Annotated in this window: 20 protein-coding genes; 13 read left to right on the forward strand and 7 right to left on the reverse strand. The window is 69.0% G+C overall.

The window, feature by feature from the left end; genetic code table 11:
• Nucleotides 1–47: 47 nt before the first annotated feature.
• Nucleotides 48–1,649: an ABC transporter substrate-binding protein gene (locus JJ685_RS16130; protein WP_201675281.1), complete on the forward strand. Its 1,602-nt coding sequence runs from the start codon at nucleotides 48–50 to the stop codon at nucleotides 1,647–1,649.
• A gap of 432 nt (nucleotides 1,650–2,081) precedes the next feature.
• Here JJ685_RS16130 and JJ685_RS30530 read toward each other — a convergent pair whose 3' ends face one another.
• The gene (locus JJ685_RS30530; RefSeq protein WP_456320564.1) at nucleotides 2,082–2,165 is read right to left on the reverse strand and encodes a small membrane protein YohP; all 84 of its coding nucleotides are present in this window, start codon (nucleotides 2,163–2,165) and stop codon (nucleotides 2,082–2,084) included.
• Between the two features lie 113 nt (nucleotides 2,166–2,278).
• Between JJ685_RS30530 and JJ685_RS16135 the strand changes: the two genes are divergently transcribed.
• Nucleotides 2,279–2,974, forward strand: coding sequence for a 5'-methylthioadenosine/adenosylhomocysteine nucleosidase (locus tag JJ685_RS16135; RefSeq protein WP_201675282.1), 696 nt, complete (start codon nucleotides 2,279–2,281; stop codon nucleotides 2,972–2,974).
• A 55-nt stretch (nucleotides 2,975–3,029) separates the two neighbouring features.
• Here the strand turns inward: JJ685_RS16135 and JJ685_RS16140 are convergent, their stop codons facing one another.
• The 5 genes from JJ685_RS16140 to JJ685_RS16160 form a co-directional block, all read right to left on the reverse strand.
• Nucleotides 3,030–3,842, reverse strand: coding sequence for a metal ABC transporter permease (locus JJ685_RS16140; protein WP_201675283.1), 813 nt, complete (start codon nucleotides 3,840–3,842; stop codon nucleotides 3,030–3,032).
• Nucleotides 3,839–4,759: a metal ABC transporter substrate-binding protein gene (locus JJ685_RS16145; RefSeq protein WP_201675284.1), complete on the reverse strand. Its 921-nt coding sequence runs from the start codon at nucleotides 4,757–4,759 to the stop codon at nucleotides 3,839–3,841. The genes JJ685_RS16140 and JJ685_RS16145 overlap by 4 nt, the downstream gene beginning before the upstream one ends.
• Nucleotides 4,760–4,773: 14 nt before the next feature.
• On the reverse strand, nucleotides 4,774–6,150 hold the full coding sequence (locus JJ685_RS16150) for a porin (protein WP_201675285.1): 1,377 nt from the start codon (nucleotides 6,148–6,150) through the stop codon (nucleotides 4,774–4,776).
• A 61-nt stretch (nucleotides 6,151–6,211) separates the two neighbouring features.
• Nucleotides 6,212–6,559, reverse strand: coding sequence for a hypothetical protein (locus JJ685_RS16155; protein ID WP_201675286.1), 348 nt, complete (start codon nucleotides 6,557–6,559; stop codon nucleotides 6,212–6,214).
• 35 nt (nucleotides 6,560–6,594) lie between these two features.
• Nucleotides 6,595–7,584, reverse strand: coding sequence for a magnesium and cobalt transport protein CorA (locus tag JJ685_RS16160; protein ID WP_201675287.1), 990 nt, complete (start codon nucleotides 7,582–7,584; stop codon nucleotides 6,595–6,597).
• Between the two features lie 360 nt (nucleotides 7,585–7,944).
• Between JJ685_RS16160 and JJ685_RS16165 the strand changes: the two genes are divergently transcribed.
• The 5 genes from JJ685_RS16165 (at nucleotide 7,945) to hprK (ending at nucleotide 10,560) form a co-directional block, all read left to right on the forward strand.
• Nucleotides 7,945–8,142: a hypothetical protein gene (locus tag JJ685_RS16165; protein ID WP_201675288.1), complete on the forward strand. Its 198-nt coding sequence runs from the start codon at nucleotides 7,945–7,947 to the stop codon at nucleotides 8,140–8,142.
• Between the two features lie 25 nt (nucleotides 8,143–8,167).
• The gene (locus JJ685_RS16170; protein ID WP_201675289.1) at nucleotides 8,168–8,341 is read left to right on the forward strand and encodes a hypothetical protein; all 174 of its coding nucleotides are present in this window, start codon (nucleotides 8,168–8,170) and stop codon (nucleotides 8,339–8,341) included.
• A gap of 322 nt (nucleotides 8,342–8,663) precedes the next feature.
• On the forward strand, nucleotides 8,664–8,993 hold the full coding sequence (gene hpf / locus JJ685_RS16175) for a ribosome hibernation-promoting factor, HPF/YfiA family (protein ID WP_201675290.1): 330 nt from the start codon (nucleotides 8,664–8,666) through the stop codon (nucleotides 8,991–8,993).
• 132 nt (nucleotides 8,994–9,125) lie between these two features.
• The gene (locus tag JJ685_RS16180; RefSeq protein ID WP_201675291.1) at nucleotides 9,126–9,593 is read left to right on the forward strand and encodes a PTS sugar transporter subunit IIA; all 468 of its coding nucleotides are present in this window, start codon (nucleotides 9,126–9,128) and stop codon (nucleotides 9,591–9,593) included.
• 16 nt (nucleotides 9,594–9,609) lie between these two features.
• Entirely contained in the window at nucleotides 9,610–10,560 is a 951-nt protein-coding gene (gene hprK, locus JJ685_RS16185) for an HPr(Ser) kinase/phosphatase (RefSeq protein ID WP_201675292.1), read from the forward strand.
• Between the two features lie 25 nt (nucleotides 10,561–10,585).
• Here hprK and fur read toward each other — a convergent pair whose 3' ends face one another.
• Nucleotides 10,586–11,017, reverse strand: a complete 432-nt coding sequence (fur, locus tag JJ685_RS16190; RefSeq protein WP_201675293.1) for a ferric iron uptake transcriptional regulator — start codon at nucleotides 11,015–11,017, stop codon at nucleotides 10,586–10,588.
• Nucleotides 11,018–11,073: 56 nt separating this feature from the next.
• On the opposite strand from fur, the gene JJ685_RS16195 reads away from it, so the two are divergent.
• The 6 genes from JJ685_RS16195 to JJ685_RS16220 are packed head-to-tail and all read left to right on the forward strand — an operon-like array spanning nucleotide 11,074 to nucleotide 16,812.
• Complete coding sequence (locus JJ685_RS16195) at nucleotides 11,074–11,646, forward strand: outer membrane protein assembly factor BamE (protein ID WP_201675294.1); 573 nt, start codon at nucleotides 11,074–11,076, stop codon at nucleotides 11,644–11,646.
• 7 nt (nucleotides 11,647–11,653) lie between these two features.
• Nucleotides 11,654–12,532, forward strand: a complete 879-nt coding sequence (gene dapB, locus JJ685_RS16200) for a 4-hydroxy-tetrahydrodipicolinate reductase (RefSeq protein WP_201675295.1) — start codon at nucleotides 11,654–11,656, stop codon at nucleotides 12,530–12,532.
• A 58-nt stretch (nucleotides 12,533–12,590) separates the two neighbouring features.
• Nucleotides 12,591–13,250 carry a MotA/TolQ/ExbB proton channel family protein gene (locus JJ685_RS16205; protein ID WP_201675296.1) on the forward strand — a complete coding sequence of 220 codons (660 nt, stop codon included), beginning with the start codon at nucleotides 12,591–12,593 and terminating at the stop codon, nucleotides 13,248–13,250.
• Between the two features lies 1 nt (nucleotide 13,251).
• Complete coding sequence (locus JJ685_RS16210) at nucleotides 13,252–13,668, forward strand: ExbD/TolR family protein (protein WP_201675297.1); 417 nt, start codon at nucleotides 13,252–13,254, stop codon at nucleotides 13,666–13,668.
• A 34-nt stretch (nucleotides 13,669–13,702) separates the two neighbouring features.
• Complete coding sequence (gene leuS / locus JJ685_RS16215; RefSeq protein WP_201675298.1) at nucleotides 13,703–16,318, forward strand: leucine--tRNA ligase; 2,616 nt, start codon at nucleotides 13,703–13,705, stop codon at nucleotides 16,316–16,318.
• On the forward strand, nucleotides 16,315–16,812 hold the full coding sequence (locus tag JJ685_RS16220) for an LPS-assembly lipoprotein LptE (RefSeq protein ID WP_201675299.1): 498 nt from the start codon (nucleotides 16,315–16,317) through the stop codon (nucleotides 16,810–16,812). Before leuS ends, JJ685_RS16220 begins: the two co-directional genes overlap by 4 nt.
• The last annotated feature ends 38 nt before the right edge of the window (nucleotides 16,813–16,850 follow it).

The raw sequence follows: 16,850 nt of genomic DNA on the forward strand, positions 1-16,850 counted from the left end.
ATGATGGCCTTTCCCGGTGCAGGCCGGAACCCAATCAAGGAGCCCCTATGAAGCGTGTCCCCTTCAGCAAGCATTTCGCCATCGCCGCACTGGCGCTCGCCGCCGCGGCGGGCGCCGGCGCCAAGACGCTGGTGTTCTGCTCCGAAGGCAGCCCCGAGAACTTCTATCCCGGCGTCAACACGACCGGCACCTCGTTCGACGCCAGCGAGCCGGTCTACAACCGCCTGGTCGAATTCGAGCGCGGCGGCACCAAGGTCGTGCCCGGCCTGGCCGAGACGTGGGACATCTCCGCCGACGGCACGGTCTACACGTTCCACCTGCGCAAGGGCGTGAAGTGGCACAACCACCGCGCCTTCAAGCCCACGCGCGACTTCAACGCCGACGACGTGCTGTTCGCATTCGAGCGCCAGTGGAAGGAGGACCATCCCTTCTTCAAGGTCACCAGCACCAACCACTCGTACTTCAACGACATGGGCCTGCCCAAGCTGCTGAAGTCGGTGGAGAAGGTGGACGACGCCACCATCCGCATCACGCTGAACAAGCCCGAGGCGCCCTTTCTCGCCAACCTGGCCATGCCCTACGCGGCGGTCCAGTCGAAGGAATACGCCGACGCGATGCTGAAGGCCGGCACGCCCGAGAAGATCGACCAGGAGCCGATCGGCACCGGGCCCTTCTTCCTGGTCCAGTACCAGAAGGACGCGGTGATCCGCTACAAGGCCTTCCCGCAGTACTGGGGCGGCAAGGCCAAGCTGGACGACCTGGTCTACTCGATCACGCCGGATGCCTCCGTGCGCTGGGCCAAGCTGCAGAAGGGCGAGTGCCACGTCATGCCCTACCCGAACCCGGCCGACCTCGAGGCGATCCGCAAGGACCCGAAGGTGCAGGTGCTGGAGCAGCCGGGCCTGAACATCGGCTACATGGCGTACAACGTGACGAAGAAGCCCTTCGACGACGTGCGCGTGCGCAAGGCCGTCAGCATGGCGATCAACCGCAAGGCCATCCTCGACGGCGTGTACCTGGGCACCGGCGTGATCGCCAAGAACCCGATCCCGCCGACCATGTCCGCGTACAACGACGCGATCAAGGACGACCCCTACGATCCGGAAGGCGCGAAGAAGCTGCTGGCGCAGGCCGGCCTGAAGGACGGCTTCACCACCGACCTGTGGGCCATGCCGGTGCAGCGCCCCTACAACCCGAACGCCAAGCGCATCGCCGAACTGATGCAGGCCGACCTGGCCAAGATCGGCGTGAAGGTCGAGATCAAGACCTTCGAGTGGGGCGAGTACCGCAAGCGCATGCAGAACGGCGAGCACCAGATGGGCATGCTGGGCTGGACGGGCGACAACGGCGACCCGGACAACTTCCTGCACACCCTCCTGGGCTGCGACTCGGCCAAGACCAACGGCTCCAACGTGGCCAAGTTCTGCTACCAGCCCTTCGAGGACCTGGTGCTGAAGGCCAAGACGGTGACCAAGCCGGCCGACCGCGACGCGCTGTACAAGCAGGCGCAGGTGATCTTCAAGCAGCAGGAGCCCTGGCTGACCATCGCCCACGCGGTGCAGCTGAAGCCGGTGCGCAAGGAAGTCGTCGACTTCAAGCTGAGCCCCTTCGGCCGCCACACCTTCTACGGCGTGGACATCAAGGAGTAATCCCGTCATCCCGCGAGGGCGGGATGCAGGGCTTCCCCGGAAGGGCCGCGCGAGCGGCCCTTTTTCTTTGCTACTTCGCGAGGCGAACAGGCCCTACGTGGTCCCGCGCACCGCGCGGATCAGGCAGCTTCCCTCGCGCACCTGCTTCTTGCGGCGGCCGGCTTGCGGCACGCGTCAACGGAGCCGCTGCGCCCGAACCCGGCGCGGCGCAGGACCAGAGCGGGGCTGTCCGGCTCGGCGACATAAAGGAGGAGGCGCGGGCGCCGCGCTCACCCGGGGCGCGGTTCTCATCCGCGCCGGGGGACAGTCGCAGAGACGGACAGCCCCGCTCTGGTCCGGCAAGAAAGCCAGTGCGCCCACCCGCGGCTTCCCGCATCCGGCGGGTATGAACCCCCTCCAGCAGCCTCCCCGGAAGAACCTTTCCTTCCGACCTCAGAAGATCAGCTTCCCCAGTCCCAACAGGACCAGCAGCCCCACGAGGAAGATGATGCCGATGATCCACAGGATGACTCTCATGTCCGGGCTCCCTTAGACGATCGCCCGAGTCTGGCCGAACGCAGCCGCGGCGAAGTAGGCCATCCTTGATGGCGGCGGTCCGGCTTTCTCGGCTTTTCACGCACAATCCGCCCATGCGAACCGCCATCGTCAGTGCCATGCAGGAGGAACTCTCCGCCGTGCTCGCCCTGCTCCCCGACGAGCAGAAGCAGGCCGTCGGCGGACGCGACTACTGGGTCGGGCACCTGCACGGGCAGGAGGTCGTGGCGGTGCTCTCGCGCATCGGCAAGGTGGCGGCGGCAACCACGGCCACCGCGCTGATCGAACGCTTCGGCGTCGATCGCATCGTCTTCACCGGCGTCGCCGGCGGACTGGCGCCGGGCGTGAACCGGGGCGACGTGGTGATCGCCCGCAGCTTCCTGCAGCACGACCTCGACGCCTCGCCGCTGTTCCCGCGCTACGAGGTGCCGCTCTATGGCACCGCGCAGTTCGACACGGATCCCGCGCTCACGGAACAACTGGCCGCCGCCGTGCGCAAGGCGCTGCACGGCACGCACGTGCACAGCGGCCTCGTCGTGAGCGGGGACCGCTTCGTCGCCAGCGCCCTCGAGAGCCAGGCCCTGCAGCGCGCGCTGCCCGAGGCCCTCGCAGTGGAGATGGAAGGGGCGGCCTTCGCCCAGGTCTGCCGCGACTACGGCCTGCCCTTCGCGGCGGTGCGCACGGTCTCCGACCGTGCCGACGACGAAGCGCACGGCGACTTCCTCAGCTTCATCGACCAGGTGGCGAGCCGCCATTCGGCGGCCATCGTGAAGGCCTTGCTGGAAGGCTGAGGCCTCTCGGCTCCTCGAGGTCGAACGGCACGCTGAACCAGGATTCCTGCGCGCTTCAGCGATGCGGCTGGAACCCGGGTTCATCCGCGGGGGCGCCAACCGCGGAGCGCGCGAACAGGCGCGGCGCGGACAGCGCCACCGCCACCACCGCCAGCGCGCAGACGATGGTCGGTCCGGAGGGGAGGTCGAACAGCGCGGAGAGCACCAGCCCCGCCGCATAGCCGGCCGCACCGCACAGATAGCCGACCACCACCCGGCCGCGGCCGCTGCGGTGCGAGGTGGCCAGGGCCGGAATGATCAGGCTGCTGAACACCAGGTAGATGCCCACCAGTTGCACCGACGCGGTGACGGCGACGGCGAACGCCGCGTAGAAACCGAAGCGCCCCAGCCGCCGCAGGGCGCCGGAAGCCATCGCGGCGAGCAGGACCAGGGTGAGCCCCGCCAGCGCCAGGAGCTGGCCGGGGCCGACCCACAGGATCTGGCCCACCAGGAGGTCCTTCAGGTGTTCACCGCCGTGGGGGTTGCCCGCGAGCAGCAGCAGGCCGGCACAGGCGGCCAGGACGAACAGCACGCCGATCAGCGCCTCCTGCTGGCGGCCGGCGCGACGCTCGGTCCACGCGAGCAGGGCGGCCCCGCCGAGCGCGGCGCAGGCCGCCGCCAGCTGGACGGTGAGGCCGCCTTCCGGCAGGCCGAGCGCATCGGCGGCGATCACGCCGAGTCCCGCGATCTGCGCGATGGCGAGGTCGATGAAGACGATCCCGCGTTCCAGCACCTGCTGCCCCAGCGGCACGTGCGTGGCGAGCACCAGGAGCCCGGCCGCGAACGCGGGCCACAGGATGGACAGGTGGTCCAGGGTGCCCGCGCTCATCTCGCGGTCCCCGCTGCCAGCAGACGCGCCAGGGTGTCGTCGAACAGGCCGACGAGGTCCTTCGCCGCGTCGCTGCCGCCGACGGTGAAGGGCAGCCGCACCGCCGGGATGCCGGCATTGCGCGACAACCATTCGGACGGCTTCGGATCCTGGTACGCCGAGGAGATCACCATCCGGGCCGGCGTCGCCTTCAGGGCCGCGAGCACGGTCTGCAGGTGCGCGGCGCTCGGCTCCACGCCGGGCTTGGGCTCCAGCACGGCCACCTCCTTCAGCCCCAGCCAGTCGTACAGGTAGACGTAGCCCTTGTGCTGCGAGACGACCGCCACGCCGCGCAGCGGCGCCGCCTGCGTTCCCCAGCGCGCCATCGCCTGCTGCCACTTCTGCTGGAACGCCGCGCCGCGCTGCGCGTAGTCGCCGGCATGGCCGGCGTCCACCTGCTGCAGCCGGCCGGTGAGCTGCGTCGCCACGGTGGCGATGTTGCGCGGGTCGGTCTGGATGTGCGGGTTGCCGGCCGCGTGCACGTCACCCTGCGAGCGGTCCACGCTGGCAGGGATCTCGAGCTTGCGGACGAAATCGGCCGCCGCGAAGTTCCCCGGCTGCCCCGGCTGCACCTTCCCATTGCCGGACTGCTGCAGCAGCACCGGCAGCCAGCCGGCTTCCAGCTCGGCCCCGGTGCAGACGACCAGGTCCGCGTTGCGCACCTGCGCGATCAGGCTGGGGCGAGCCTGCACCTGGTGCGGGTCCTGCTGCGCGGTGGTGGCGGAGGACACCTCCACCAGGGGTCCGCCCAGCTCCTGGGCGAGCGCGGCCCATTCGGGCTCGCAGGCGAGCACGCGCAGGGCGGCCTGGGCCGGCGCGGCGAACGCCCCCAGCGCCAGCGGGACGACGGCAAGGAACAGTCTGGGGATTGAAATCATGGTCCGTCCTCCGATCAGAAACCGTGCGCGCCGTGCGCGCCGAGGCTCATCTGGTATTGCAGCCACCACTGCAGGTCGCTCGCGTCGCCAGGTCGTGCCCGGTCCTGCGCGACCTGCAGGCGGATCCGCGAGAACTCGCTGGGGTCGTGTTCCAGCATCAGGGTGGTCTTGCGCGCCCGGCCGGTGTCGATGTCCAGCAGTCCCGCATTGGCGCCGAGGTCGGGCGTGCCGGGATCCAGGCGTTCCGTGCGCAAGCCGACGCGCCAGCGCGGCCTGAACTGGTAGACGCCCTGCAGGTACCAGCCGGACTGCACGGCACGCAGGCCGGCGGCCGGCGCGGGGCCGGCGGGATCGACCATGAGCTCGCCCTCGCGCGTGCTGCGCAGGTACTCGCCCTGCAGTTTGAAATTGCGCCGGGTGGCATTGCCCTCGGGGGCCCACTTCCACACCGCGTCCGCAATCCACACCGAGGTGCGGCCGGTGAAGGCGCTGGCGACCTCGTTGCCGCCCGGGCCGCTGGTGGCCAGTTCCTGGCCGTTCGCCCTGGCCCGCAGGTACGACAGGCCCGCGCGCCAGCTGTGGCTGGCGCCGATGTCGTCGCCGACGTGCGCCATCGCCGCCACCGCGCCGGCACCGTTGCGCGCGGTATCGGTCCCAGGGAAACTGCGGCCCCGCCCCACCTCGAGTCCGAGCTCGAAGAAGCGTTCGGTGGGCGCGAGCCACGTGAGCTGCACGCCGTCGTCCTTGAACTGCGCGCCCAGCATGGCCTGGTAGGCCAGCGGCGCGTCGGCGAAGTCCCAGGCGTGGGAGTGCTGCGGGTTGAGATAGCCGATGTTGGACAGGAAGCGGCCCGCCTTCACGCTCAAGCCGTGGCCGAGCGCGGTGGTCTGCACGAACGCCTCCTCCACCTCGGCCTCGTTCTCCGGCGTGAAGGCGACGGTGGCCACGCCGCGGAACCAGGGATCCACATGGGCCGAGAGCGTGAGCTCGGTCTCGGCGAGGCTGAAGCCGCGGGTCCCGGGGCCGATCTCCGCCCCGGGCGGCAGCGGAAAGCCCCGGATGCGGTACGTGGCGGGGTCGAGCTGCGTGTGGATGTACTGGCCGGACAGGATCAGCGACAGGTCCAGCAGGCCGCGTCCGGCCGCGGTGGGCTGCGTCGCAGGCACGGGGGCGGGGACGGGGGAGGCGGCCGGTGCCGGAGGCTGCTGCGCCACCGCCGCTTCGGCGGCCTGCAGTCGCCGCTCCAGCGCCTGCAGGCGGTTCTCGTAGTCGGCCCGCAGCGCGTCGATCTCGCGCCGCAGGGCCTGGGTATCGGGGGCGGGCTGCGCTGCTGCGCCGCCTGCGGCCAGGCACGCCGCGGCGGCTGCACGGCGCAATGCGCGGACTGGCATGGCGTCTCCTTGCACGATGGAAGCAGGCCACGCCGCGACGCGACGTGGGGCCGGGAAGGCTTCAGGCGTGCAGGGAGGGCGGGGCGCGGCTGTCGTACCCGGCGCGCGGCGACAGCGGGACGAAGGAGGTCGGCCGGGCCGGCGGCTGCAGTTCGGGCAGTTGCAGGGGCTCCGGGGGGCTGAATTCGGCGACGGGTGCCGCGCCCGTCACCGCGGCCGCGACGACGCAGGTTTCGCAGGAGTCGGGCAGTTGCGCGGGCCGGTCATGCTGCTCCGACACGCTGGCGTGCAGGTGCAGCAGCGCGTGGGTGGCCGCGGCCCACTGCGCCATGGGCAACCAGAGGGCGAGCGCCAGCAGCCAGCCCAGCTGGCGGGCGGCGATCAGCCGACGGATGGGCGCGAGCGTCATGCGCCGACGATCTTACGCGCGCGCCGCGAACCGCGTCAGCGCAGCCAGCCCCGCTTGCGGAAGTACCACATGGGCACCAGCGCGCTGGCCGCCATCATGAACAGCACGTAGGGGTAGGCCGCGCGTCCCAGCACCTGGATCTCCGGGAACTGCAGGTTCATGCCGTACAGGCTGGCCACCAGCGTCGGCGGCAGCAGCGCCACGCTGGCCACCGAGAAGATCTTGATGATCTTGTTCTGGTTGATGTTGATGAAGCCGACGGTGGCGTCCATCAGGAAGTTGATCTTGTCGAACAGGAAGGCCGTGTGGCTGTCCAGCGATTCGATGTCGCGCAGGATCTGCCGCGCCTCCTCGAACTGGCTGGCGCTGAGCATGCGGCTGCGCATCATGAAGCTGACCGCGCGGCGCGTGTCCATCACGTTGCGGCGGATGCGGCCGTTCAGGTCCTCCTGGTGGGCGATGGCTTCCAGCACCTCGCCGGCCAGCGTGTCGCTCACCTCGCCCGCCAGCACCTGCCGGCTGACCTTCTCCAACTCGTCGTAGATGCCTTCCAGCGTGTCGGCCGAATATTCGGCGTCCGCATCGAACAGCTTCAGCAGCACCTCCTTCGCGTCCTCGATGAGGCCGGGGGCCCGGCGCGCGCGCAGCCTCAGCAGCCGGAACACCGGCACGTCCTCGTCGTGGATGGAGAACAGCACGCCGTGGCTCTTCAGCGCGTTGTTCATGAGGTTGAGGATGAAGGCCACGCGCACGGTGCGCGGCTCGTCGTCGCCGGCGATCAGGAAGTCGCTGCGGATGTGGAGGTCGCCGTTGTCTTCCTCGTAGAACCGGGCCGACTCCTCGATGTCCTCATCCATCGCGTCTTCGGGGATGGACAGGCCGTAGTACTGCTTGACCCAGCGCTTCTCCTCCGGCGTGGGCGCCTCGAGGTCCACCCAGATCGGCTGGAAGCGGGAGAGCTCCTCCAGCGACTCGATCTCTTCCTGGAAGAGGCGGCCGTTGGCGAGCGTGAAGATATTGAGCATCGGGCTTCGATTCCAATGGGTTCGGGGCTGGGCGCGAAGGTCAGCTTCCGGAACGACTGGAATCTCGGCCAGTCACCCGGAAAGCCGCCGACTAGGGCTGGTTTCCAAGGAGTGCTCTCCTGCGTGAAAAGGATGGGCGATTATGCCGCGCCCGCACCGGCGGCGGGCGTGCGGCTCGGCATTGCGCTGGCAGCAAGGGGCCGCGGCGTCCATCCGGCAAGACCCTTACTGTTGTGCCAGGCGCAGGACAAATCCTACACGGCTGGGCCAGAACGTCCGACACCACGGCTCAGGAGCCGGCCCTACATTGATTCCATCGCAGGGCTGCAAGGCCCTCCCAAGTACCTGCAAGGAGCCGAGATGATCCAGCTAGCGACCGACCCGAACGCCAGCCGCTCGAACTGGCGTCCCGCCGCCGCCGAAGCCAAGGAGAACACCTTGGCCTCGCGTCGCCCCCGAAGCGGTCACGCGTGGCCGTTCATCGTGCGGCATGCGGAACTCGCCAGCGGACCTTCGCAGGACCCGAAACGCACCCCCAGCACCGGCAGCGGCAGCTGACGCCCCCCACCGGCAGGAGCACTCCATGTTCAAGGAACCCAAGACCAGCAACCGTTACAGCGACACGCCGCGCGACAAGCCGCAGGCCGATCGCGTGGAGCACGCCAACCTGGAGCGCCCGGGCGCCCAGGCGCATCCGAAGGCCGCCGTGGGCGGCTGGAACCGGCTGGATGCCGCCGCGCTGTGGCGCCTTCGTTGAGCGCCGCCGGCTGAACGCATTCCTGTCAAGGGGTGGACCGCCGGTCCGCCCCGAGATTCTTTGCGGCCCTTCGGGGCCGCTTTTCATTGGGCGTTCGCGCACGGGCCGGCGACGTGTGTTTGCGTCGAAACGCGAGCACGCACGGGCACTTACGAACCGCACTTCGTGTCATTTCCATTCACGCCTCGGCCTTGAGGGAAATCAATTGCCTTTTGATGACACCGCGGGCATAGTGAATCGCAAGCTATCTGCAGATTCGAAGCATCCTTCCGGGCGCCACGGACCGGCGCCACCAACCCGAGCGAGTGCAACAGGAGGCTCCATGAACCTGACGATCAGCGGTCACCACCTCGAAGTAACCCCCGCCCTGCGGAACTACGTGACCACCAAGCTCGATCGCATCACCCGTCACTTTGAGCAAGTCGTCGATATCAAGGTCCTACTCACCGTCGAGAAGAACCAGGAGAAGGAGCGAAGGCAGCGCGCCGAATGCAAGATCCACGTGAAGGGCAACGACCTCTTCGCGGAGAGCTCCCACGAAGACCTGTACGCCGCCCTGGACGAACTGGTCGACAAGCTGGACCGCCAGGTCTGGCGCCACAAGTCCCGGGTGCAGGACCACCACCACGAATCGGCCAAACGCGTGATGTGACGGAAGGATCCCAGCGACCGTAAGTACCGACAAGGCCCGCGATGTGCGGGCCTCGTTCATTAAGGGGATTGACGCCGACCCCCCGGTTTACGGAGTAGGGCTGTCACGCGTGCATAATTCGGCCCAGTTACCATGAATCGCCTAGCGTCCATCCTGCCGCCCGCCCAGGTCCTGGTCGGCGTCGACGCCACCAGCAAGAAGCGGGCCTTCGAGGAAGCCGGGCTCCTGTTCGAGAACCTCCACGGCCTGTCGCGCGCGCTGATCACCGACAGCCTGTTCGCCCGGGAGCGCCTGGGTTCCACCGGGCTGGGCCACGGCGTGGCCATCCCGCACGGGCGGATCAAGGGCCTGAAGGCGCCAATGGCGGCGCTGTTCCAGCTGGCCCACCCGATCGGCTTCGATGCGCCCGACGAGCAGCCGGTCAAGCTCCTGATCTTCCTGCTGGTGCCCGAGGCCGCCACGCAGAAGCACCTGGAGATCCTGTCGGAGATCGCCGAGCTGCTGAGCGACGCGCCCCTGCGCGAGAAGATGAAGACCAGCGGCGACAGCACGCAGCTCCATCAGCTCATCGCCACCTGGCAATCCGCCCAATCGCAGTAATGAGGTTCGCGAGCGCTTGAAGCCTACCGTCGTCAGCGCCGACGTCCTGTTCGAAGACCATCGCTCCCAGCTGAAATGGGAGTGGGTCGCCGGGCTGGGTGCGTCCGAACGGCGCTTCGACGAGGTCGCCGTGCGCGCCGCGCGCTCGGGCGCGGACCTGGTCGGCTACCTGAATTACATCCACCCCTACCGGGTCCAGATCCTGGGCGCGCGCGAGGTCGCCTACCTGACCAACGCGACGGCCGAGGACTGTGCCCGCCGCATCTCCCGCATCGTCACGCTGGAACCGCCGGTGCTGGTGCTGACGGACAACCAGACCGCCCCCGAGGCGCTGCTGTCCATGTGCGAGCGGGCGCAGATCCCGATGTTCGCCACTCACGAGCCCTCGGCCTTCGTGATCGACGTGCTGCGGGCCTACCTGTCCAAGCACTTCGCCGAGCGGACGTCCATGCACGGCGTGTTCATGGACATCCTGGGCCTGGGCGTGCTGATCACCGGCGAATCCGGCCTGGGCAAGAGCGAACTGGGCCTGGAACTGATCACCCGCGGCAACGGCCTGGTGGCCGACGACGCCGTCGACCTGTACCGGGTCAACCAGACCACCATCGAGGGCCGCTGCCCCGAGCTGCTGCAGAACCTGCTGGAGGTGCGCGGCATCGGCCTGCTGGACATCCGGGCCATCTTCGGCGAGACGGCCGTGCGGCGGAAGATGCGGCTGCGCCTGATCGTGCACCTGGTGCGGCGCGAGACCATGGAGCGCGAGTACGAGCGGCTGCCCTACGAGCCGCTCACGCAGGACGTGCTGGGCGTGCCGGTACGCAAGGCCGTGATCCCGGTGGTGGCCGGCCGCAACATGGCCGTGCTGGTGGAGGCGGCGGTGCGCAACACCATCCTGCAGCTGCGGGGGGTGGATACGTACCAGGAATTCGTGGAGCGGCATCGCCGCGCCATGGAAAAGGGCGGCTAGCCGTCGATCCCGCGAAGGCGGGGGTTTACTTCTGCGGCCGGTTCGGGCAGTTCGGCTTCGTGCAATGCGCGTACAGGCTCAGCGCATGCTCCGCGATCTGGAAGCCTTTGGTCTTGGCCACGGCGTGCTGGCGCTTCTCGATCTCGGCGTCGTAGAACTCCTCGACGCGGCCGCAGTCCAGGCAGACCAGGTGGTCGTGGTGGGTGCCTTCGTTCAGCTCGTAGACGGCCTTGCCGCTCTCGAAGTGGCTGCGGGTCAGGATGCCGGCCTGCTCGAACTGCGTCAGGACGCGGTACACGGTCGCCAGGCCGATGTCCGAGCGCTCCTCCAGCAGGATGCGGAACACGTCTTCCGCCGTCATGTGCCGCTGCGAGCCCTTCTGGAACACGTCCAGGATCTTCAGCCTGGGCAGCGTCGCCTTGAGGCCGGTGCTCTTGAGTTCGTCGATGTTGGACATGGTGCTGCCGCTACAATGCCCCGATCATATCGCCTGGCCTCTCCCCCGCCTGTCCCATGCTCGTCAGTCTCTTGCGCCAGCCGCGAGTCACGCTCCCGGTTGTGGCTCTCTTACTACTGGCCGGCTGCGGCTCCTTCGACAACATGGGCAACCGTGTCAGCACGGCCCTGACTCCCTACAAGGTGGAGGTCGTGCAGGGGAATTTCATCTCCCGCGAGCAGGTGCAGGCGCTCCAGCCCGGCATGAGCCGCGACCAGGTCCGCCAGGTCCTGGGCACCCCGCTGGTGAGCAGCCTGTTCCACGGCGACCGCTGGGACTACGTCTTCACCCTCAGGCGCCAGGGCGTGCCGCCCCAGCAGCGCCACCTGGCCGTGTTCTTCAAGGGCGACGCCCTGGAGCGCACCGAGGGCGGCGAGGCCATGCCCAGCGAGGCCGAATTCGTCTCCACGCTGGACAACCGCCGCAAGGCCGGCAAGGTGCCGAAGCTGGAGGCGAGCGAAGACGAACTGCGCGCCGCCGGCACGCGGGCGCCGGCCGCCGCCGCGCCGGCGGAACCCGCCCCGCCGGCCGCGCCGCCCGCGCCAGCGGGTCCCACCAACTACCCGCCCCTCGAGGCCCCCGCGCGCTGAGGACCGCATGACCAAAGGCACGCAGGCTTTGAAGAACGTGGCCGTGGCCGGCGCCACGCAACGGCCGCCCCAGGGCAGCTCCGAACACCGCGTGGCGGTGGCGGGCGCCTCCGGCCGCATGGGCCACATGCTGATCGAGGCGATCCGCGCCTCCGACGACTGCCGGCTGGCCGGCGCGCTGGACATCGCCTCCAGCCCCGCGATCGGCAACGACGCCGCGGCCTTCCTGGGCCACGCCAGCGGCGTGCCGGTGACGGCCGACCTGGGCGCCGGCCTCGGCCACGCGGACGTGCTGATCGATTTCACCCGCCCCGAAGGCACCCTGGCGCACCTGAAGGCGTGCCGCGAGCGCGGCGTCAAGATGGTGATCGGCACGACCGGTTTCACCGAGGCCCAGAAGGCGGAGATCGTCGAGGCGGCGAAGGACATCGCCATCGTGATGGCGCCCAACATGAGCGTGGGCGTCAACGTCACGCTGAAGCTGCTGGAGATGGCCGCCGGGGCGCTGTCCACCGGCTACGACATCGAGGTCATCGAGGCGCACCACCGCCACAAGGTGGACGCGCCGTCCGGCACCGCGCTGAAGATGGGCGAGGTGATCGCCGAGGCCCTGGGCCGCGACCTGAAGCAGTGCGCCGTGTACGCGCGCGAGGGCGTCACCGGCGAGCGCGACCCGTCGACCATCGGTTTCTCCACCATCCGCGGCGGCGACATCGTCGGCGACCACACGGTGCTGTTCGCCGGCACCGGCGAGCGCATCGAGATCACGCACAAGTCGGCCAGCCGCGCCACGTATGCGCAGGGCAGCCTGCGGGCCGTGCGCTTCCTGGCCGGGCAGGAAAAAGGGCTGTTCGACATGTTCGACGTCCTGGGCCTGCGGTCGTGACCCCCCACGGCCCCGAGGGGGGCGCGATCCGCCTTGGGGCGGCCCGGCGGCGGATCGAATGAGCTTCCTCGATCTCTTCCGCCAGGGCGACGCGGTCACCCAGGTGGTGGCGGTCCTGCTGCTGGCCATGTCGGTGTCGAGCTGGGTGGTCATCCTGTGGAAGGGCTGGATGCTGCGCCGGGCCGGCGTCGACGTCGCCCGCAGCACCACCGCCTTCTGGCAGGCCGGTTCGGTGCACGAGGGCCGGGACAAGGTCGCCGCCTTCGACCGCGACGCCCTGGTGCTGCCGCTCATCGCCGCCACCGAGGTGCAGGGGGCGGGCTCGCTGGCCGCCGCCGGCGACAAGTCGCAGCAGCTCACGCGGGTGTTGCGCAATGCCCTGCACGGCGTGCTGTTCAAGCTCCAGTTCGGGCAGGTCCTGCTGGCCACGGTGGGCTCCACCGCGCCTTTCGTCGGCCTGCTGGGCACCGTCTGGGGCATCTACCACGCGCTCACGGGCATCGCCAGCGCCGGCCAGATCACGATCGACAAGGTCTCCGGCCCGGTCGGCGAGGCGCTGATCATGACGGCCGCCGGCCTGGCCGTCGCCATCCCGGCCGTGCTGGGCTACAACATCTTCGGCCGGCTGATCGGCCGCATCGAGGCGGACCTGGAGGGCTTCGCGCGCGACCTGCGCGAGCTGCTGACCCATCCGGCGACGCCCGTCGCGGCCGCCTGACATGGCCTTCGGCCGCCTGGAACGTACCAAGGGCCAGGAGCCCATGAGCGAGATCAACGTCACGCCGCTGGTCGACGTGATGCTGGTGCTGGTGGTGATCTTCATCATCACGGCGCCCCTGCTGGCCAGCTCGATCCGCCTCGACCTGCCGCGCGCCGAGGGCACGCAGGCGGCCGACGCGCCGCGTTTCGTGACGCTGGTGCTGGACCGCGCCGGCCAGGCCTTCCTCAACGACAAACCCGTCACCGCGCTGGAGCTGGCCGACCAGCTCGCGGCGACGGCCAAGCAGAACCCCGAAACCGAGATCCAGCTGCGCGCCGACACCACCGTGCCCTACGGGCGGGTGGTGGAGGTGATGGGCGTGGCGCACAAGGCGGGCCTGAGCCGCATCGGTTTCGTGGCCGAACCCGCCAAATAGGGGCCATTCCCCTAGCCCCTAGAATTTCGGAACCATGGACGACAAGTACAACCACCTCGCCGTCGAGAAGGCGGCGCAGGACGAATGGACCGCGCGCGACGCCTACCGCGTGACCGAGGACACGCGGAAGAAGAAGTTCTACGCCTGTTCCATGCTGCCCTATCCCAGCGGCAAGCTGCACATGGGGCACGTGCGCAACTACACGATCAACGACATGTTGACGCGCTACCTGCGCATGAACGGCTACAACGTGCTGATGCCCATGGGCTGGGACGCCTTCGGCCTGCCGGCGGAGAACGCGGCGCTGAAGAACGGCGTGCCGCCGGCGAAGTGGACGTACGAGAACATCGCCTACATGAAGAGCCAGATGCAGGCCATGGGCCTGGCCATCGACTGGTCGCGCGAGATCGCCACCTGCGACCCGGCGTACTACAAGTGGAACCAGTGGCTGTTCCTGAAGATGCTGGAAAAGGGCATCGCCTACCGCAAGACCCAGGTCGTGAACTGGGACCCGGTGGACCAGACGGTGCTGGCCAACGAGCAGGTGATCGACGGCAAGGGCTGGCGCACCGGCGCCGTCGTGGAGAAGCGCGAGATCCCCGGCTACTACCTCAAGATCACCGAGTACGCCCAGGAACTGCTCGACTTCGTGCAGAAGGACCTGGGTGGCTGGCCCGAGCGCGTCAAGCTGATGCAGGAGAACTGGATCGGCCGCAGCGAGGGCGTGCGCTTCGCCTTCACGCACGACATCCGCGGCGACGACGGCCAGCTGATCGGCGACGGGCGCATGTACGTGTTCACGACGCGCGCCGACACGATCATGGGAGTGACCTTCGCCGCCGTCGCGCCGGAGCACCCGCTCGCGACGCAGGCGGCCAAGGGCAACCCGAAGCTCGCCGCCTTCATCGAGGAGTGCAAGAAGGGCGGCACCACCGAAGCCGAACTGGCCCTGAAGGAAAAGGAGGGCATGCCCGCCGGCCTGAAGGTCACGCACCCGCTCACCGGCGAGCCGGTGGACCTGTGGGTCGGCAACTACGTGCTCATGGGCTACGGCGACGGCGCCGTGATGGGCGTGCCCGGCCACGACGAGCGCGACTTCGCCTTCGCGCTGAAGTACGGCCTGCCGATCATCCAGGTCGTTCACGTCGACGGGCAGGCGTACGACTACAAGAGGTGGCAGGAGTGGTACGCCGACAAGGAGAACGGCGTCACGATCAACTCCGACATCTTCAGCGGCTTCAACTACAAGGACGCCGTGAACGCGGTGGCGCACCACCTGCAGCAGAAGGGCCTGGGCGAGAAGAAGACCACCTGGCGCCTGCGCGACTGGGGTGTCAGCCGCCAGCGCTACTGGGGCACGCCGATCCCGATCATCCACTGCGAGGAGCACGGCGCCGTGCCGGTGCCCGAGAAGGACCTCCCGGTGGTGCTGCCGCAGGACTGCGTGCCGGACGGCAGCGGCAACCCGCTGAACCGCCGCGAGGACTTCCTCGCCTGCACCTGCCCGGTGTGCGGCAAGCCGGCCCGGCGCGAGACCGACACGATGGACACCTTCGTGGACTCCTCGTGGTACTTCATGCGCTACTGCGACCCGCGCGATGCCGAAAAGATGGTCGCCGCCGGCACCGACTACTGGATGCCGATGGACCAGTACATCGGCGGCATCGAGCACGCCATCCTGCACCTGCTGTACGCGCGCTTCTGGACCAAGGTCATGCGCGACCTGGGCCTGGTGAAGATCGCCGAGCCGTTCACCCGCCTGCTGACGCAGGGCATGGTGCTGAACGAGGCGTTCTCGCGCACCACCACCGGCAAGCAGTACTTCTGGCAGCACGAACTGGACATCGAGCGCGACGAGCACGCCAAGGTGATCTCGGCGAAGGCCAAGGCCGACGGCCAGCCGGTGACCTACGAGGGCTGGACGACCATGTCCAAGTCCAAGAACAACGGCGTCGACCCGCAGGACCTGATCGAGAAGTACGGCGCCGACACCGCGCGCCTGTACACGATGTTCACGGCGCCGCCGGAAGCGACGCTGGAGTGGAACGACGCCGCGCTGGAAGGCAGCTACCGGTTCCTGCGCCGCATCTGGAACTTCGCGCTGAAACTCGGCCCGGCGGCGGCGGCCCCCGCGGCGGCCTCGGGCAAGCTGGCGCAGGCGCTGCGGCGCGAGGTCCACATGGTGCTGCGCCAGGTGGATTACGACTACCAGCGCATGCAGTACAACACGGTGGTGTCGGGCGCGATGAAGATGCTCAACGCGCTGGAGGACTTCAAGGGCAACGGCGAGCCGGGCGCGGACGCCGCGCTGCGCGAGGGCTTCGCGATCCTGCTGCGCGTGCTGTACCCGGCCACGCCGCACGTCACCCATGCGCTGTGGAAGGAACTGGGCTACGCAGCCGCCCTGGGCGACCTGCTCGACGCGCCCTGGCCGAAGGTCGACGAGGGCGCGCTGAAGCAGGACGAGGTCGAACTGGTGCTGCAGGTCAATGGCAAGCACCGCGGGGCCATCCTGGTGCCCGCCGGCGCCGACAAGTCGGAGATCGAGAAGATCGCGCTGGCGAGCGAGAGCTTCCAGAAGTTCGCCGGCGGGGCGACGGCGAAGAAGGTGATCGTGGTGCCGGGCCGCCTGGTCAACGTGGTCGTATGAAGCGCAGGCTGGTGATCGCCGCAGGGGCGGCAGCGCTGCTCGCCGGCTGCGGCTTCGAGCTGCGCAAGGCGCCCGAGTTCGCCTTCGATTCGATCGCCGTCAATGCGCCGACCAGCTCGCCGATCGCCAACGAGCTGCGGCGCAGCCTGGCGGCCGACGGGCGGCTGAAGGTGCTGCCGGCGAGCGCCGACACCAAGCAGGCGCGTGTGATCCTGGACCTGCCCACCGAGCTGCGCGAGAAGGTGGTGGTGGGCCTCAACTCCACCGGCCAGGTGCGCGAATTCCAGCTGCGCACGCGCATCCGGTTCAAGCTCCGCACCCCCCAGGGCAAGGAGCTGATCCCCGACACCGAGATGCTGCAGCAGCGCGATATCAGCTTCAACGAGGCCGCCGTGCTGTCCAAGGAGGCCGAGGAGGCGATGTTGTACCGGAACATGCAGACCGACCTGGTGCAGCAGCTGATGCGCCGGCTGGCGGCCCTCAAGACCCTGTAAGACACGGCCGGGGCAGCCGGTCGCCGGGGGGCCTTCAG

Origin of the sequence: Ramlibacter monticola (genome assembly GCF_016722785.1) — a bacterium.
GTDB lineage: Bacteria > Pseudomonadota > Gammaproteobacteria > Burkholderiales > Burkholderiaceae_C > Ramlibacter > Ramlibacter monticola.

Bases quoted from the DNA above. Each gene is read 5' to 3' on its own strand.
- JJ685_RS16130 (WP_201675281.1), top strand. From the start codon at position 48: ATGAAGCGTGTCCCCTTCAGCAAGCATTTCGCCATCGCCGCACTGGCG.
- JJ685_RS30530 (WP_456320564.1), bottom strand. From the start codon at position 2,165: ATGAGAGTCATCCTGTGGATCATCGGCATCATCTTCCTCGTGGGGCTG.
- JJ685_RS16135 (WP_201675282.1), top strand. From the start codon at position 2,279: ATGCGAACCGCCATCGTCAGTGCCATGCAGGAGGAACTCTCCGCCGTG.
- JJ685_RS16140 (WP_201675283.1), bottom strand. From the start codon at position 3,842: ATGAGCGCGGGCACCCTGGACCACCTGTCCATCCTGTGGCCCGCGTTC.
- JJ685_RS16145 (WP_201675284.1), bottom strand. From the start codon at position 4,759: ATGATTTCAATCCCCAGACTGTTCCTTGCCGTCGTCCCGCTGGCGCTG.
- JJ685_RS16150 (WP_201675285.1), bottom strand. From the start codon at position 6,150: ATGCCAGTCCGCGCATTGCGCCGTGCAGCCGCCGCGGCGTGCCTGGCC.
- JJ685_RS16155 (WP_201675286.1), bottom strand. From the start codon at position 6,559: ATGACGCTCGCGCCCATCCGTCGGCTGATCGCCGCCCGCCAGCTGGGC.
- JJ685_RS16160 (WP_201675287.1), bottom strand. From the start codon at position 7,584: ATGCTCAATATCTTCACGCTCGCCAACGGCCGCCTCTTCCAGGAAGAG.
- JJ685_RS16165 (WP_201675288.1), top strand. From the start codon at position 7,945: ATGATCCAGCTAGCGACCGACCCGAACGCCAGCCGCTCGAACTGGCGT.
- JJ685_RS16170 (WP_201675289.1), top strand. From the start codon at position 8,168: ATGTTCAAGGAACCCAAGACCAGCAACCGTTACAGCGACACGCCGCGC.
- hpf (WP_201675290.1), top strand. From the start codon at position 8,664: ATGAACCTGACGATCAGCGGTCACCACCTCGAAGTAACCCCCGCCCTG.
- JJ685_RS16180 (WP_201675291.1), top strand. From the start codon at position 9,126: ATGAATCGCCTAGCGTCCATCCTGCCGCCCGCCCAGGTCCTGGTCGGC.
- fur (WP_201675293.1), bottom strand. From the start codon at position 11,017: ATGTCCAACATCGACGAACTCAAGAGCACCGGCCTCAAGGCGACGCTG.
- JJ685_RS16195 (WP_201675294.1), top strand. From the start codon at position 11,074: ATGCTCGTCAGTCTCTTGCGCCAGCCGCGAGTCACGCTCCCGGTTGTG.
- dapB (WP_201675295.1), top strand. From the start codon at position 11,654: ATGACCAAAGGCACGCAGGCTTTGAAGAACGTGGCCGTGGCCGGCGCC.
- JJ685_RS16205 (WP_201675296.1), top strand. From the start codon at position 12,591: ATGAGCTTCCTCGATCTCTTCCGCCAGGGCGACGCGGTCACCCAGGTG.
- JJ685_RS16210 (WP_201675297.1), top strand. From the start codon at position 13,252: ATGGCCTTCGGCCGCCTGGAACGTACCAAGGGCCAGGAGCCCATGAGC.
- leuS (WP_201675298.1), top strand. From the start codon at position 13,703: ATGGACGACAAGTACAACCACCTCGCCGTCGAGAAGGCGGCGCAGGAC.
- JJ685_RS16220 (WP_201675299.1), top strand. From the start codon at position 16,315: ATGAAGCGCAGGCTGGTGATCGCCGCAGGGGCGGCAGCGCTGCTCGCC.